At 37.0% G+C, this 15,372-nt stretch carries 17 protein-coding genes and 1 other annotated feature; of the genes, 14 read left to right on the top strand and 3 right to left on the bottom strand.

From position 1 onward, the window contains the following. The first annotated feature begins 178 nt into the window (after positions 1–178). Together FH508_RS15605 and FH508_RS15600 are read left to right on the top strand one after the other, a co-directional pair. The gene (locus tag FH508_RS15605) at positions 179–784 is read left to right on the top strand and encodes a superoxide dismutase (RefSeq protein ID WP_172772015.1); all 606 of its coding nucleotides are present in this window, start codon (positions 179–181) and stop codon (positions 782–784) included. A 403-nt stretch (positions 785–1,187) separates the two neighbouring features. Beyond that, positions 1,188–3,392 (top strand): peptidoglycan D,D-transpeptidase FtsI family protein, encoded by a 2,205-nt coding sequence (locus tag FH508_RS15600; protein WP_172772014.1) that lies wholly within the window; start codon positions 1,188–1,190, stop codon positions 3,390–3,392. Positions 3,393–3,557: 165 nt separating this feature from the next. On the opposite strand, the gene FH508_RS15595 is transcribed toward FH508_RS15600, so the two are convergent. Next, complete coding sequence (locus FH508_RS15595) at positions 3,558–3,752, bottom strand: hypothetical protein (protein ID WP_217270153.1); 195 nt, start codon at positions 3,750–3,752, stop codon at positions 3,558–3,560. Positions 3,753–3,984: 232 nt separating this feature from the next. Between FH508_RS15595 and FH508_RS15590 the strand changes: the two genes are divergently transcribed. The 9 genes from FH508_RS15590 to FH508_RS15550 all read left to right on the top strand — a co-directional run bounded on the left by FH508_RS15590 (position 3,985) and on the right by FH508_RS15550 (position 12,970). After that, entirely contained in the window at positions 3,985–4,962 is a 978-nt protein-coding gene (locus tag FH508_RS15590; protein ID WP_172772013.1) for a PstS family phosphate ABC transporter substrate-binding protein, read from the top strand. A gap of 64 nt (positions 4,963–5,026) precedes the next feature. After that, positions 5,027–5,974: a phosphate ABC transporter permease subunit PstC gene (gene pstC, locus FH508_RS15585; protein ID WP_172772012.1), complete on the top strand. Its 948-nt coding sequence runs from the start codon at positions 5,027–5,029 to the stop codon at positions 5,972–5,974. Between the two features lies 1 nt (position 5,975). Next, positions 5,976–6,854, top strand: a complete 879-nt coding sequence (pstA, locus tag FH508_RS15580) for a phosphate ABC transporter permease PstA (protein ID WP_172772011.1) — start codon at positions 5,976–5,978, stop codon at positions 6,852–6,854. A 12-nt stretch (positions 6,855–6,866) separates the two neighbouring features. Next, positions 6,867–7,700, top strand: coding sequence for a phosphate ABC transporter ATP-binding protein PstB (pstB, locus tag FH508_RS15575; RefSeq protein WP_172772010.1), 834 nt, complete (start codon positions 6,867–6,869; stop codon positions 7,698–7,700). A gap of 18 nt (positions 7,701–7,718) precedes the next feature. Beyond that, on the top strand, positions 7,719–8,378 hold the full coding sequence (gene phoU / locus FH508_RS15570) for a phosphate signaling complex protein PhoU (RefSeq protein WP_172772009.1): 660 nt from the start codon (positions 7,719–7,721) through the stop codon (positions 8,376–8,378). Positions 8,379–8,619: 241 nt separating this feature from the next. Further along, positions 8,620–9,492: a vWA domain-containing protein gene (locus FH508_RS15565; protein ID WP_172772008.1), complete on the top strand. Its 873-nt coding sequence runs from the start codon at positions 8,620–8,622 to the stop codon at positions 9,490–9,492. 115 nt (positions 9,493–9,607) lie between these two features. Continuing rightward, a complete protein-coding gene (locus tag FH508_RS15560; RefSeq protein ID WP_172772007.1) occupies positions 9,608–10,663 on the top strand; it encodes a mechanosensitive ion channel family protein in 1,056 nt (351 codons plus the stop codon). 57 nt (positions 10,664–10,720) lie between these two features. Beyond that, positions 10,721–10,932 (top strand) — a binding site (T-box leader). A gap of 74 nt (positions 10,933–11,006) precedes the next feature. Beyond that, positions 11,007–12,392: an anthranilate synthase component I gene (trpE, locus tag FH508_RS15555; RefSeq protein WP_172772006.1), complete on the top strand. Its 1,386-nt coding sequence runs from the start codon at positions 11,007–11,009 to the stop codon at positions 12,390–12,392. Further along, on the top strand, positions 12,389–12,970 hold the full coding sequence (locus FH508_RS15550; protein WP_172772005.1) for an anthranilate synthase component II: 582 nt from the start codon (positions 12,389–12,391) through the stop codon (positions 12,968–12,970). Before trpE ends, FH508_RS15550 begins: the two co-directional genes overlap by 4 nt. A gap of 123 nt (positions 12,971–13,093) precedes the next feature. Here the strand turns inward: FH508_RS15550 and FH508_RS15545 are convergent, their stop codons facing one another. After that, entirely contained in the window at positions 13,094–13,597 is a 504-nt protein-coding gene (locus FH508_RS15545) for a hypothetical protein (protein WP_217270118.1), read from the bottom strand. Positions 13,598–13,599: 2 nt separating this feature from the next. Continuing rightward, positions 13,600–14,052, bottom strand: coding sequence for a hypothetical protein (locus FH508_RS15540; RefSeq protein WP_228134114.1), 453 nt, complete (start codon positions 14,050–14,052; stop codon positions 13,600–13,602). Positions 14,053–14,210: 158 nt separating this feature from the next. Between FH508_RS15540 and rpmG the strand changes: the two genes are divergently transcribed. The 3 genes from rpmG (at position 14,211) to FH508_RS15525 (ending at position 15,220) form a co-directional block, all read left to right on the top strand. Next, positions 14,211–14,360: a 50S ribosomal protein L33 gene (rpmG, locus tag FH508_RS15535; protein WP_008408521.1), complete on the top strand. Its 150-nt coding sequence runs from the start codon at positions 14,211–14,213 to the stop codon at positions 14,358–14,360. A 65-nt stretch (positions 14,361–14,425) separates the two neighbouring features. Next, complete coding sequence (locus tag FH508_RS15530) at positions 14,426–15,010, top strand: 5-formyltetrahydrofolate cyclo-ligase (protein WP_172772003.1); 585 nt, start codon at positions 14,426–14,428, stop codon at positions 15,008–15,010. After that, on the top strand, positions 15,011–15,220 hold the full coding sequence (locus FH508_RS15525) for a YqgQ family protein (RefSeq protein ID WP_172772002.1): 210 nt from the start codon (positions 15,011–15,013) through the stop codon (positions 15,218–15,220). Positions 15,221–15,372: the final 152 nt, after the last annotated feature.

The following is a 15,372-nucleotide window of genomic DNA, read 5'->3' as shown; positions in this document are numbered from 1 at the left end:
GTGGGTGTAATTATAAAGTTTAACAAAATAAAGAAGTGGGTATGATAGACATTGGATTGTTTTTTCGGTCAAAAGGCTGAAATCTTTGATTTGAGGTATTTTTCATTGAATGGTTTGACCAATTTTGATAATCTAAGGATGTACTAATTATTTCTTTATTTTAGGGAGGAACTTAAAAATGGCTTACGAATTACCACAATTAACTTATGCATATGACGCATTAGAACCAAATATCGATGCAAAAACAATGGAAATTCACTATTCGAAACATCACAATACTTATGTAACAAATTTAAACGCAGCAGTAGAAGGTACTGAATTTGCTGAAAAAGACATTAACAACTTAATCGCAAACATCGATGCACTTCCTGCTGACAAACAAACTGCAGTTCGTAACAATGGCGGCGGACATGCTAACCACACACTATTCTGGGAATTAATCGCTCCAGGCGGTTCAAACACTCCAGTTGGTGAAGTAGCAAAAGCAATCGATGCTAAATTTGGTTCTTTCGATGCTTTCAAAGAAGAGTTTGCTAAAGCTGCAACAACTCGCTTCGGTTCAGGTTGGGCTTGGTTAATTGTTGATGGTGATTCTGTAGCAGTTACATCTACACCAAACCAAGACTCTCCAATTATGGAAGGTAAAACACCAATCCTAGGATTAGATGTTTGGGAGCACGCTTACTACTTAAATTACCAAAACCGTCGTCCAGATTACATCAGTGCTTTCTGGAACGTAGTAAACTGGGATGTAGTAGAAGCTAAATTCCAAGCTGCAAAATAATTATGTTTTGGCGAAGCTGACAACAGTGAAGCAAAACGAATAAAATTAAGTTCAAGTAAAGGGCTATGCGAAGGGTGAAAAATCACCTAGGCATAGCCCTTTTTAAATATATTAATCGCACTAAGAAAAATACCCCATTTAGTTATCAGATTTAAAAAATCAATAGGCATGGAAGGAAACTTTTCTTGCAAAGTACCGTCAAATAAAATGACGAGCTTGCTAATGGAGTGAAAGGCAATGGAAAGCGTTTACTTCTAAAGCGTAATTCTTTTTTCAATGGTTGTTTGAATGATGAAAAGCAAATTATGAAATTGATTCAAGTGTATGCTTTTCTGACTCAGCTTCGAATGGTATACTAGGTATCGTGTATTTAAACAGTTATTAGATGAGGAGGGTAATACATATGCGCAAAGCACCGGGAAAAAATCGCGCAGCGAGTGTTAAAGCAAAGCATCACTCTAATTTAACATTTCGTATGAATGTCCTTTTCTTTGCTATATTTATCGTGTTTTCGATGTTAATTTTTAGGCTTGGTTATATGCAAATAGTAAAAGGGGAAGATTATGTTCGTATTTTAGAACGGACAGAGGAAGTACCTGTTAATACTAGTGTGCCTAGGGGTAGAATGTATGATCGTTATGGGCGAATTTTAGTTGATAATCAGCCAGAAAATGCAATTACATATACGAAAATGCAGACGACAAAAACTGAGGATATGTTAGCAATAGCAGAAAAGCTTGCGCAGCTAATTGATCAGCCGATAGATCGTGTCACATTACGTGATAAATATGATTTTTGGATACTAAAAAATCATGATGCGGCATACGGAAAAATTTCTGATGCAGAGCAAACGAAAATTAAAACGCAAGAAAATATTACGACAAGTCAAGCAAATGCAGAGATTGATAAGGTTGTGCGTGAGCGCATTACCGACGAAGAATTAGCACAATTAACAGATGCTGATTTAGAAGTACTAGCCATTTATCGTGAGATGGTATCAGGATATAATTTATCGCCACAAATCATTAAAAGTGAAAATGTAACTGCTGATGAATTTGCACGTGTTTCGGAACGTTTAACAGAGTTACCAGGAGTCAACACGACGACAGACTGGAAGCGTGTCAAGCTATCTTCACTTTCTGTATTAGGACGGACAACAGTTCCAACAAAGGGTATACCGAAAGAGAAGCTAAATTATTATTTAGCACGAGATTACTCACGTAATGACCGCGTAGGAGAAAGTTATATTGAAGCGCAATATGAAGAGCTTTTACAAGGGCAAAAAACCGTTGTCAAAAATATTACGAATAAAAAAGGGCAAGTTGTCGATACTGTCACAACCTATGAGGGTGAGCCTGGAAAAGATTTAGTATTAACTTTTGATAGCGAGTTACAAGCAGCGAATGAAAAAATTGTTGAGGAAGAATTGCTTAATTTAAAAGCAATGTCAGGCTCTAGTTTATTAGACCGTGCTTTCTTAGTCATGATGGATCCGAATACTGGTGACATTTTATCAATGGTCGGTAAAAAAATCGAAAAAGATTCTGAAACAGGAAAAAATGTCATTGTGGATTATGCGTATGGATCATTCACAACAGCTTATGAGGCAGGGTCTGTAGTAAAAGCTGCCACTTTGCTGACAGGTTATAAACTAGGGGCAATTACTCCAAGTACAGTTTTAGGAGATGAACCGATCCATTTACTCGGCACACCAGTAAAAAAATCGATATTCAACCATGGTGGTTATATTTCAATGGACGGATTAAGCGCACTTGAACAATCTTCCAACGTTTATATGTTTAAAACGGCAATGCTTATTAATGGCACACCATATAGCTATATGATGCCATTACGATTAAATGATAAGACATTCCCGAATATGCGTAATTCTTATGCACAATTTGGTTTAGGCGTTAAAACAGGAATCGATTTACCGAATGAATTCAGTGGTGTTGAAGGTCCTTCTGGTCCGACAATGGGTGGTAAAACGCTCGACTTAGCGATAGGTCAGTATGATACGTATACACCGCTACAACTTGCTCAATACATTTCAACGATAGCAAATGGTGGTTATCGTATTCAGCCTCATGTTGTGAAAGAAGTGCGTGATCCATCAAAAGATGGTCAACAACTAGGACAATTAGTGACAGAAGTAGGACCAAGAATTTTAAATCATATCGATAATACAGATGATGAAATTAATTATGTTAAACAAGGTTTGCGTCGTGTTTATACAGGTACTCGTGGTACAGCGCGTTCAGCATTTGCAAATGCGCCGTATACAGCTGCGGGGAAAACAGGAACAGCCGAAGTAGTTTACTATGGTCCGTTACGTGAGCGTTATGGAACAAACACTATTAATTTAACGCATGTTGGTTACGCACCATATGAAAATCCTGAAATTGCTTATGCTGTAGTGATTCCGTGGGCAACTACTAACCTGAATCAACATTTGTCAAATAACAATACGATTGCAAGACGTGCTTTAGATAAGTACTATGAGCTAAAAGAAAAGTATGACACTACAAAAGTGACAGATAATAAAGTAGAGCAACCAATTTTACCTGCAATTACAGATGAAAAAATTGGTGAGGATGAACAAGAATAAAAAAACCGCTAGCGCATGTTAAATGCCTAGCGGTTTTATTTTGTTTATAGTCAAAGCGTTTGGATTTCTATCGGCGATTCTGTCTAGGTAAGCGGCGATTCTTGGGCATTTATCGGCGATTTCTACATATCTATCGGCGATTACTAGACCCCTATCGGCGATTTACTAGACAGAAAGTTGTTGAATTGCTAATTCAAACTGTTGCTTCGGTTTTTTTCCATACAGCTCTATATTATTAAAGAAATAAGATGACATCATAAAATCAATAGCCTCCTGTAAAGACAACTCTCGATGGTCCATGATAAGTGTTAAATATGTTTTAAAGTAATCGGCATTTTGTACTTTTGCATGATTAATCACAAAGTCAAACTCCTCTTATAGTATTTCTTGACACAAATGTTTATTATAGCATGTTCCCGAAAGGAAGCAAGTATTAAAGCGATTGTAAATGCTTCTTTACAATCGTTTACAAACCATTACATTCCTTTACGTGTCTTTTACGAACGATTTATACGAATTCAACAATAAGTCATTATAGTAAAGATTGTAAGGCAAACAACAAATAAAAAAGTTAGTGACGGAGGCAAATGAGATGAAAAAGTGGAAGTACTTAACGATGACAGCGGTAATGGGTTCAGCATTAATGCTAGGTGCATGTAGTGGAGACAACTCAGCGCAAAATGGTAACAATGCAGAAACGAATGCACCAGCGAACTCAGGACAAGAAGCTGCTGACGAAAAACTGCAAGGTTCAGTTGCTGGAGATGGTTCATCAACAGTGGCACCAATCATTGAAGCAGTTGTTGAAGAGTATGCAGGTGCACAACCGGATGTCAAAGTATCGGTAGGTGTTTCTGGTACTGGTGGCGGCTTTGAAAAATTCATCGCAGGTGAAACAGACTTTTCAAATGCATCTCGTTTTATAAAAACTGAAGAGAAAGAAAAACTAGAGCAAGCAGGAATTGCTTACACTGAGTTAGCTTTAGCATATGATGGTTTATCTATAGTGGTGAACCCTGAAAACGATTGGGCAAAGGATTTAACGATAGATCAATTAAAGAAAATTTGGACTGAAGATGGCACAGAGAAAAAATGGTCAGATATCGATCCATCTTGGCCAGCAGAGAAAATCGTATTCTATTCACCAGGTACTGACTCTGGTACGTATGACTACTTTGATGAAGTAGTTTTAGATGGTGCTGATCTAGTAAGTGCTGCAACATTATCAGAGGATGATAATATGCTAGTCCAAGGTGTTGCTGGAGACAAAAACGCAATTGGCTTCTTCGGTTTCGCTTACTACCTAGAAAATAAAGATAAATTAAACATTGTGAAAGTAAATGGTATTGAACCAACACATGACACAATTGAAGCAGGCGAATATACGCCACTTTCACGTCCATTATTCACATATGTGAAGAACAGTGCTATTAAAGATAATGCTGCAGCATATGATTTCATCAAATTCACACTTGAAAATGCAGGGGATATGGCAGAGGCTGTAGGTTATGTTAGTCTACCTGACGAAAAATATGCTGAAGGCTTAAAAACTTTAGAAGGTTTAAAATAAGCAGACATGCATAGAGGGAAAGAGATGTATACTCTTTCCCTTGCTTAATGGAAAGGAGTACCCAATGGTTTCTCATAAAGAAAATAAGACATCATCTGTGCAACAATTAATTGCAAATTCGCGCAATCAAAAAACTAAGAAAATAGTGGAAAAAGCCATGCCAGCTTTATTATTTTCTGCAGCGCTTATCTCGATTTTGACGACATTTGGCATTGTTTTCACCCTTATTTTTGAAACGTTTGAGTTCTTTAAACGTGTTTCGATTACGGATTTTCTATTTGGTACACAGTGGCTACCGTTTTCTGGGAAGGAGCCTTTATTTGGGATATTACCACTTATCGCAGGGACACTGAAAGTTACATTCATTGCAGTTGCCGTAGCTGTACCATTTGGGATTGCTTCAGCAATATATTTGAGTGAATATGCAAGCGAAAAAATAAGACGTACGGTTAAACCGATATTAGAAGTGCTAGCAGGTGTGCCAACAATTGTCTATGGTTTCTTTGCATTGACGTTTGTCACGCCTTTGCTACAAGAAATCATCCCGCAACTTAAGCTGTTTAATGCACTTAGTCCAGGGATTGTAGTGGGCATTATGATTTTGCCAATGATTACTTCACTATCTGAGGATGCGATGTCATCTGTACCTAACAGTATGCGTGAAGGGGCTTTAGCCCTAGGTGCAACGAAGTTTGAAGTTGCTATAAAAGTAGTGTTACCAGCAGCTTTATCGGGGATTATAGCATCAGTAGTACTCGCTATTTCCCGGGCAATAGGGGAGACGATGATTGTATCACTTGCTGGTGGATCAACTCCTAAATTTAATCTTGATGTTACAGATTCCATCCAAACAATGACAGCCTATATTGTACAAGTATCAACAGGTGATGCAGGCTATGGCACGACAATTTATTACTCGATTTATTCAGTTGGATTCACTTTATTTATCTTTACTTTAATGATGAATCTACTTGCTCATTATATTTCGAAACGCTTCAGGGAGGTTTACTAGCATGCGCTATATCGATGATACAGTCGTCAAGAAACGTATGACAAAGCGTATTACATTCAATAAAGTGTGGAAGTTCTTATTTTTCTTGGCAACTACATTTGCTCTTGTGATGCTAGCTATTTTGCTCTACCGTATAGTGACGCAAGGAATAGGCTATTTAAACTTTGATTTTTTAACAAACTTTGCTTCTCGTTTCGCGAATAAGGCGGGCATTAAAGCAGCATTAGTTGGCTCGCTCTGGTTGATGGCGGTTGTAGCTCCAGTATCAATCATTCTAGGTGTAGGAACAGCAATTTATTTAGAAGAATATGCAAAGAAAAATAAACTAAACGATTTTATTCGTATGAATATCTCAAACTTAGCAGGTGTACCTTCCATTGTTTTTGGTTTACTTGGCTTAACAATTTTTGTTCGTATGATGGGACTTGGAAAAAGTATTTTAGCTGCAGGTTTAACAATGAGTTTGTTAATTTTACCTGTAATTATCGTGGCAGCACAGGAAGCAATTCGTGCAGTACCGAATGAACAACGAGAAGCATCTTACGGTATGGGTGCGACAAAATGGCAAACAATTTTACGTGTCGTATTGCCAGCAGCTATACCAGGAATTTTAACAGGTAGTATTTTAGCGTTATCTCGTGCGATTGGTGAAACAGCTCCATTAGTAGTAATTGGGATTCCTGTAATTCTACAGTTTTTACCTAATGATCTATTAAGTCAGTTTACTGCATTACCAATGCAAATTTACGATTGGGCAAAACGTCCGCAAGAGGCATTTCAATATGTAGCAGCAGCGGGAATTTTAGTGCTGATGATTATGCTGTTATTAATGAATTCCATTGCCATCTTTATTCGAAATAAATTCCAAAAACGTTATTAATGAGGTGACCGTATGATACTAGATTATAAAGAGGAAAAAACAGTTGTTAAATCGATTAATATAAATGTAAAGCCTAGCGCTGAAGTTGCGAAAAAAGTAGTTTATGATACGCATAACTTAAATTTATGGTACGGAGATCATCATGGTTTAAAAGATATCAATTTAAGTATTTATGAAAATGAGGTAACAGCAATTATTGGCCCATCAGGTTGCGGGAAGTCAACTTATTTAAAAACGTTGAATAGAATGGTAGAGCTTGTACCATCTGTCCGTACTTCTGGCGAAATTTTGTATCGTGAGCGAAATATTTTAGATAAAAGCTATACGGTAGAGGAATTGCGTACTCGCGTAGGAATGGTTTTCCAAAAGCCTAACCCATTCCCAAAATCGATCTATGATAATATTGCTTATGGCCCTCGTATCCATGGTATAAAAAACAAAAAGATACTTGATGAAATTGTTGAGAAGTCTTTGCGTGGTGCAGCGATTTGGGATGAAGTAAAAGATCGTTTAAATCAAAATGCCTACGGTTTATCAGGTGGACAGCAACAGCGTATTTGTATCGCGCGCTGTTTAGCGATAGAGCCAGATGTTATTTTAATGGATGAGCCGACATCTGCACTTGATCCGATTTCTACATTAAAGGTAGAAGAGCTTGTTCAAGAGCTTAAAAAAGATTATTCAATCATTATCGTTACCCATAACATGCAACAAGCGGCTCGAATTTCAGACCGTACAGCATTTTTCCTTAGCGGCGAAGTCATTGAATATGACAAAACAGATGTCATTTTCCAAACACCAGCTGATCAACGTACAGAAGATTATATTTCAGGACGCTTCGGCTAAGCATAGGGGGAACGGTAGATGGCAGTACGTGAACGCTTTGAGCAAGAGCTTAAAGAAATACAAGAACAATTTGTAGAAATTGCAACAAGTAGTATTAATGCGTTAAAAACTTCATTTGAAGCATTACAAGAGCAAAATTTAGAGAAATCGTTAAAAATTTTAGAAGATGATTTAATTATTAATCGTCTAGAAGAAGAAATTAATGATCGAGTTATTTTGATGATTGCCAAGCAACAGCCTGTTGCTACAGATTTACGTCGTCTTATGGTGCTTGTAAAAGCGGCATCCGATATGGAAAGAGTGGGCGATTATGCGGTAAATATCGCTAAAGAGACAATACGTATTGGCAAGGAGCCACTAGTCTTTCCAACAACCAATTTACAAACAATGTGTAATAAAACAGTAGAAATGCTAGAGAGTATTATTATAGCATTTAAGGATGAAGATACAGTTCGAGCAAAAGAAATTGCTGAGTTGGACGATTACGTAGATGATCTATACGGAGCGACCGTTACATTATTGCTTCGTGCAGGAGCAGAAAACCCAGCGCATATTTCACAAATAACACATTTAACGTTTGTTTGTCGCTATCTTGAACGCTCAGCAGATCATGCAACCAATATTGCTGAACATTTATTTTACTTAATTAAAGGTAAACATTATGAATTGAATAATTAAAAGATGGCTGCATATTGTGGTCCTATAGATTATAGCAAACTCGAAAGACTTCGAATTTGCTATAGTCTTTTTTGTTTGAGTGCCTGTCACTCTTGGTGGTTTTTTGCATTAAATAATGGAATTGCAACATTGCACTATAGGGATGCGTCAAATACTGGAGTGTTATTGTATTGTCAAAAAAATAATTTGGTTATACTATAGACATTATCCAAAAAAATAGGTGCGTAGGAGGTGCTGCTGCATGAAAGACAGTGTAGAATCACTTATTAAGAAATTTGGTCTAGAAATTTCAATAGAACAACGTAAATACTTAAGTTTTCTATATGAAAATTTACATCTAGAAGAGTTAAGTGATAAGGAACAACATTTTTTTATTGACTATTTTTACAAGAGTGAGACACTACGAAATATGGCAGCATTTGCACTTGAGCTAGCAGATGTCACGCAGGAGATTCGTGAAAACGTTCCAACAATTGAACAGGCAGAGCAGCTAGCGAATGGGAAAGAACAACGGTTGTATTATGAACAAAAGTGGCAAGAAGCTAGACGACAAAAACTAAAGCAGCAAACAACAAAAAGTGGAAATGTTTTATATGTTCCATTTGTTGATTACAAAGAAGAACAAGGCCCAATGATTATTTGTCTTGAACAAACATCTGGGATGGCAAGATATTCAGAGTTATGCAAAAGTATGATTTTGTCTTTATTTATGACTGCACATCAGGAACAACGCGATTTATATATCGTGCCTTACGATTGTCAAATTCATGTCCATTATCGCTTTGAAAATGGACATTTAAATCTATCTGATTTTAAAGATTTTATTGAATATAAGGCAAAAGGGGAAGCGGCAATTTTGCCTGTTCTACAGTTTGTGAAAGGTTTGCTGCAAGAAAATCAACAATGTGCAGAAACAGATGTCCTTATTTTTACGGAAGGTAATCCTGTTGATGGGCAATATTTATTAGGGAAGCGTGCAAAGACGATTATCGAGGAAATGAAGCAACGTTATCATGCTGAATTTTCGGTTATTGCAATGAATGAACAACGTTTTAATGAGCATCATTTTTGGTTTGCGAACAAGGCTATTTTTGCAGACGATGCGATACAATAAAATGTACAGCTGACCAGAAAGATTTTGGTCGGCTTATTTTTACTGAACGACCACATAGTTTATTAACAGTAAAAAATTTATAAAAATGTACATAGGTAAGTAAAAGGAGAATTACATGGATTCAATGAAATGGTTATTACCGAACTTGACTGCGCCAACATGGATGGACATTACAATTGCAGTTGCGTTTTGTGTGTTTGGTTGGTTATTCCAGCATTTTGTACTGAAGAAGATAATTACGAGTAGTGTATCGTTTTTAAAAAAGAGACAACGTAATTTTCAAGCGACTGTGCTTTCACAATTTAATAACGCAATCCGCTATGCGTTTATGTCTGCAGTAGTTGTACTTAGTTTATCAAATTTACTCAAAATATTTTTATTTACACATTTTGCAACAAAAAATTTCGTATTATCAATCATGGTGTTTTTTGCATTTAAAGGCGTATACGATGTCCTTCATTATTATACGAAGCAACCACTGCAGTTAAATAACGATGAAGAGCAAAATGTTCTTCTGCCTTTTTTCCTTCGTATCGGTAAAGTGCTCGTCATGATATTGGCCATGTTTACTATTGCTTCATTTTGGGACTTTAATATTAATGGCTTCTTAACAGGGATTGGCCTAACAGGAGTAGCAATTGCTTTTGGTATACGTGATACGTTGGCACATGTCTTTGGTGGGATGTCAGTGGCACTCGACAATCCTTTCCAAATTGGCGACTGGATTGCGACAGAGGATCAAAAAATAGAAGGCACAATTGAAGATATAAACCTTCGCAGTACGCTTATTCAAACAGGCGATAAAGGGCTTGTATATGTTCCAAACTCTTATTTAGTGAATCGTCCAATTTATAATTTATCGAAACGAGAAAAACGAAAATGTGAACTGTTTTTATATGTTGCGGCAGAAAATGAAGAGGAACAATTGCGCAGTGCATTAAGTACAATTCATCAGCAAATTTATTTGCATGCAAATACTGAAAAAGAAATGATTCATGTTTATATTGATGAGTTTCACCAAACATCATATCGTGTTCTTGTTCGCTTCTTTGTTGCAACAAATGATACGGCAGTTATGCTAAGTGTCCGACAGGATGTTTTATTTGCTATCCGTCAGGTTGTAAGTGAGTATGACATTGTTCTTGCTGAGGAAACCGACGATAATTGTTGATGATATGGTAAAATATAATTTGAATTGTTTGATACTTTACATTACAATGTAAACTAGTAATCAGCTTAGATGAAGAGTAGTAACTATTATGATTTGTTCTAGAGAGCTAGCGGTTGGTGGAAGCTAGTACAAAGAAATAGTGAATGGACTTCGGAGCTCTAATTCAGAAAAGAGTAGTATGGATTAGCGTTTGCCTACGTTACAAGGCATTGAGAGGGTCTTAGTAGTAAGGCCAATGAAGGTGGCACCACGGCTTTTCCGTCCTTTTGTGATGGAAAGGCCTTTTTATATGGATTTTTGGTGTAGCAGAGCAGAGTAGAGTAGAGCGAAGGAGAGATTGAGTATGACAGTTGAGCTTAGCAGATTTGCCATGAAAGTATTACAAGGGGACATGATGACGCCCATATCAGTTTATCAAGCCCTTACAGGAAAGTATAAAATGTTATTTGAATCTTCAGCGAAGCATGAGGAAAGTGGCCGTTATTCCTTTATTGCTGTTAACCCAATAGCTGAATTAATTGGGGATCAAAATGGGTATCAATATTCAAAGGGTGGGGAGATTGATCAGTCTAGCGATAATGTGTTGAAAAAATTAAAAGAAGTTATGCCATTCCATCAAGCGGACTATCCATTTGCCTTTTTCGGGGGCGCAATAGGTTATTTTGGTTATGAGACTGCCTTTTATGCAGAGAAAATTGGAACGTATTTACATGATAATTTAGATATGCCAGACGTCCATGTTTTTTTCTATGATACATTTATTGTTTTCGATCATTTAAAACAAGAGATTACATTAGCAGCGATTGATTTATTTAATGAAGGACGTTCACTTGTCACGATGGAAGCTGAACTTGCTGAAATGGAAAATCAACTATGCGCAGGTACTACGTTCGGTTTCATGGAGGTAGATCCATTAGATTTCCAGCCGATGATACCGAAGGAAGTGTTTATTGCAATTGTGGAGCGCGCGAAACAGCATATTGTAAGGGGCGATATTTTTCAAATTGTCTTATCGCAACGTTTTTCTTCCCCGTTTGCAGGCAACCCATTTGCTTTGTATCGTCAGTTAAGAACATCCAATCCATCGCCATATATGTTTTATATGGATTTTGAGGCTTACACTATTTTAGGTACGTCACCAGAGAGTCTTGTAAAGGTTAAAAATCGGAAAGTCACTACTAATCCAATTGCAGGAACAAAGCCCCGTGGTACAACGCAACAGCAGGATGAGGCAATTGCCAAAAGCTTATTAACGGATGAGAAAGAAATTGCTGAGCATCGAATGTTAGTTGATTTAGGGCGGAATGATATTGGGCGAATTTCCAAGGTTGGCACAGTAAAGGTTTCTAAATATATGAACATTGAACGTTATAAGCATGTTATGCATATCGTTTCAGAGGTAGTAGGGGAGCTTCGTGATGAGGTACATGTATTAGACGTCCTCAGTGCATGTTTGCCAGCGGGGACAGTATCTGGAGCACCAAAAATTCGAGCGATGCAGCTAATTAATGAGATGGAACCAGTAAAGCGAGGTGTGTACGCTGGTGCAGTCGGCTATATTTCAGCTACGGGAGATATGGACTTAGCGCTAGCGATTCGTACAATGGTTATAAAGGATGGGCATGCGCATGTGCAGGCAGGTGCAGGGGTCGTTTATGATTCAGTCCCATTATCAGAATATGAAGAAACACTTAATAAAGCTCGTGCGCTACTGGAGGTAAAAAAATGATTTTATTAATCGATAATTACGATTCGTTCACATATAATTTATTTCAGCAAATTAGTATGTTAGGTAAGGAAGTAAGAGTAGTACGCAATGATGACATAACAATTGAAGAAATAAAAGATATGAATCCAGAAGCGATTATTTTATCCCCAGGCCCAGGGACACCGAATGAAGCAGGAATGACAGTGCAAATTGTTCAGGAACTATATAAAAAGTACCCTATTTTAGGGATTTGCTTAGGGCATCAGTCGATAGGGCAAGCATTTGGGGGCTCCGTCGAACAAGCGAAAAATATTATGCACGGTAAACTATCAGCATTAAGCTACGAACAAACAGGCGTATTCGCACAATTAGAAGGTGAAGTGGAAGTGATGCGCTACCATTCACTAATTATAGAACCAACTACATTACACGAGGATTTCATTATTACTGCAACTTCTAAAGATGACGGGGAAATAATGGCGATTCAACATAAGCATCACCCACTAGTCGGATTGCAATTCCATCCCGAGTCTATAGGCACTAAAGCAGGTAACAATATCGTGCAAGCCTTTCTAAATCTTTATAGTGCCTGTCACTAAAACAATTCTGATAATTTAAAGTGAAAAATCCACTTCGCCTCCTGCGGTTTACAATTTTCCGCAGGAGGCGAAGTGGATTACGAGTGTCAGTCACTAAAACAATTCTGCATTTTGCCAGTCTATTTATTGCTTTTTACCTGTAATTAATTTAGCGATGTCTTCTAATGTCATAGAAGAATTAACCTCATAGGAGCCAATTTGTAAGCTTCGAGCATATTTGGAATTGGCAAGAAGGAGTTCCATTTCAACACTATTTGGAATAATGCCGCCATCCTCTAGCTTTTGAGCTACTATATAAGGCGTTATTCCACTATATATTTGAAGCGTCATTGTTACTGTATCATCAGAAGCAGGTGTACTACTTTCAGCAGGCTCACTCTCGGCATGTCCGTCAGTTGTATTTGCTTCCTTAGTACTTTCAGTTACCGTTTCTTTAGTGGATTGTGCTTTTAATGAAGCTATTTCTTTTGTTGCCTGTTCAAGCTGTTGTTGTAGCTCCTCCACTTCCTTATCATTTTTAGAGGCAACTGTAGGCAGACCAATATTAAAATCAAAGCGGTCGGCAACCGATAGTAATGCGCCGACTAAGAAAAGGGCGATCCCAAATGCACGGATAGAGGATTTCATAATCACCGACCTCCGTTTGCAATCACTTGCTGTACTTGCTCTTCTGTTAAATTGGAGCGAATACTAATATCAGCAATTGAAAGGCCTTGTTTGTTCAATTCAAGCACTTGACTGATAATAATATCGTGAATTGGTTTAGGATTGTTAGGTATTGACTCGGATTTTTTTACTTGAGCTGCTTGTTGAACAGCCTGCATTACTTGTTGAACCTTTGGATTATGTAGCGTTGGATTTTTAGTCGCTGGTGACTTAATCTGAAATTCTGGTTCTAGTAATAGCTCTTCTTCTACAATTTTTAGTCGACGCTTTAAATTATTGGTTTCTTGAAAAATTGAGATAGATAATTCTTCGACATCTTGTTCGACTTTTTTCGCACTATTTTTGAAAAAGAACGATAGAACGATTAAAACGATACCGATAATCATAAGTATGATGGATAAATCCAATAGTTTCACCCCATTAAATTATGTAATTATAAGGTATTTTACCACATGCAAACTTATTATGAAATGAAGGTAGATTTTTTTTCAGTTTATGTTATAATAGGTTAGTCGTATAAATCATGCTCAAATTTAAAAATTTTAATTCTTGATATAGAGTGGGAGGGTTAATGATGCGCGTAAACATTACTTTAGCTTGCACAGATTGCGGCGAACGTAACTACATTTCTAAAAAGAACAAGCGTAACAATCCAGAGCGTCTTGAACTTAAAAAATATTGCTCTCGCGAGAAGAAATACACTCTTCACCGTGAAACGAAGTAATCGCTCATTAGGCCAAAACCACATGTGGTTTTGGCTTTCTACATTTTTATAGGAGGTAACTTATCGTGGATAAAACAACGTTACGAAACGAAGTACGTGAAGCGCTTGCGAATATGAGTGCAACAACGTATCGTGATCAGTCATTTGCTGTAGCAAAAAAAGTGCTACAGGAACCATATATAATAGAAGCAAATACGATTGGTATCACTATTTCCAATAAGCCAGAAGTAGACACAATCCATTTAATTGAAGCACTTTGGCAATTAGGTAAAAAGGTGGCTGTTCCTAAATGTAACGCAAAAACGAGAGAAATGTCATTTTATGCCATAGAATCGTTTGCACAGCTCGAAACTGTTTATATGCATTTGCGTGAACCAATTCCAACAGAGTGTGAGTTCGTTGACGCAAATGAAATGGATATCATACTCGTTCCAGGTGTTGTTTTTGATATAAAAGGTTACCGAATTGGTTACGGTGGTGGTTATTACGATCGCTATGTATTAAACTATAAAAAAGGTAAATTGATGTCTCTACTTTTTGATGAGCAACTTTATGAACAAGTGCCTATAGAGAATCATGATTGCCCAGTGGATTTTATTTTCACACCGACAAAACGTATTGATTGTGGAGCGCAACGAGGAGCGAAGTAAATGGATAAAATGTTAGATATTTATGAGTTATTAAAAACATATGGTACTTATATTTATACACGGGATCCAATTGGCGATTTGATGTTAATGGAGGATGAAATTCGTGAGCTGTATAAGGCGAATGTCCTGGACATTAAAGATTACCAAATGGCTTTATTGTTAATTCGACAAGAAGTGACAAGACTTCGGGTTGAACAAAATAAACAATAATGTTTTAATTGAGTATAATTTGGGTATCGTAAAAATATTGTAATATGTATGTAAAATTATCCAAAACAGTGGTTTTCCACTGTTTTTATGATTTTTGCGAAACTTTTTACAATCCAGAACGTATATATTAATGTTGAGTGTATAATTGGGTA

It is taken from the genome of Lysinibacillus sp. CD3-6, assembly GCF_006351725.2.
In the GTDB taxonomy this organism is placed as follows: Bacteria; Bacillota; Bacilli; order Bacillales_A; family Planococcaceae; genus Lysinibacillus.
This window is presented reverse-complemented; position numbering and strand designations above follow the sequence as displayed.